The organism is Sphingomonas sp. CCH9-F2 (genome assembly GCF_001556735.1).
GTDB classification, from domain to species: domain Bacteria; phylum Pseudomonadota; class Alphaproteobacteria; order Sphingomonadales; family Sphingomonadaceae; genus Sphingomonas; species Sphingomonas ginsenosidimutans.
Map to the genome: position 1 here is coordinate 1 of NZ_LSJO01000643.1, position 1,127 is coordinate 1,127.

Consider the following 1,127-nt stretch of genomic DNA (forward strand, 5'->3'; position numbering starts at 1 on the left):
GTGCTGGCGGCGGGATCAGCCATCGCCAGCGGTCCCGCCGCCAGCACCTTCGCCAGCGCCGCGCCGCGCGTCGCCACTACCGATCGACCGTTGGCGGGGCCGACCACCACCAGCCGGTTGCGCACCAGCGTCGCGCGCGTGCCCGGCACGATCAGCCCGGCCTTCGCCACCGCATCCATCCAGTCAGCGTCGGCCGAGACGAACAGGTCGGCGCGCCCGCCCGCGGTGATCTGCCGCGCCAGCGCGGAGGACGCCGCGAACGACAGCACCGGGCGCGGATGCCCGCGCGCCGCCCAGGCCGCGGCGGCATCGGTCAGCGCCTCCTGCATGCTCGCCGCCGCCAGCACCAGCGGCGCGCGCGACTGTGCGGTGGCCGGGACGGCGAAAAGTGCCAGCAGGGCAAACAGCAGGACGATCAGGCGACGCATCGCGTCACCATCGCACCGTATCCGGTCGGATACAACCAACGGAAGGGATCAGTTCTCGTCGCCCATCCGCAGCGCCGCGATAAAGGCTTCCTGCGGGATCTGCACGGAGCCGTATTCGCGCATCTTCAGTTTGCCCTTCTTCTGCTTTTCCAGAAGCTTGCGCTTGCGGGTGATGTCGCCGCCATAGCATTTAGCGGTAACGTCCTTGCGCATCGCGCTGATCGTCTCGCGCGCGATCACCTTGCCGCCGATCGCCGCCTGGATCGGGATCTTGAACAGATGCCGCGGGATCAGTTCCTTGAGCCGCTCGCACATGCCGCGCCCGCGCGTTTCGGCGGTGCCGCGGTGGACGATCATCGACAGCGCGTCGACCGGCTCCTCGTTGACGAGGATGCTCATCTTGACCAGGTCGCCCTCACGGTGCCCGATCTGGTGATAGTCGAAGCTGGCATAGCCCTTCGACAGCGATTTCAGCCGGTCGTAGAAGTCGAACACCACTTCGTTGAGCGGCAGTTCGTAGGTCGCCTGCGCGCGCCCACCGACATAGGTCAGGTTCTTCTGGATGCCGCGGCGGTCCTGGCACAGCTTCAGGATCGAGCCGAGATACTCGTCGGGGACGTAGATGACCGCCTCGATCCACGGCTCCGCGATCGACGCGATCTTGTTCGGATCGGGCATGTCGGCGGGGTTGTGCAGATC

At 67.3% G+C, this 1,127-nt stretch carries 1 protein-coding gene and 1 pseudogene; both read right to left on the bottom strand.

The genetic code is table 11. The features are described 5' to 3' along the window. Positions 1–428, bottom strand: a 428-nt coding sequence (gene modA / locus AX685_RS18110) for a molybdate ABC transporter substrate-binding protein (RefSeq protein ID WP_156445915.1), incomplete at its 3' end; no start/stop codon positions are given. A gap of 48 nt (positions 429–476) precedes the next feature. Then, positions 477–1,127: pseudogene (locus AX685_RS18115) on the bottom strand (elongation factor 4); the annotation flags it as partial.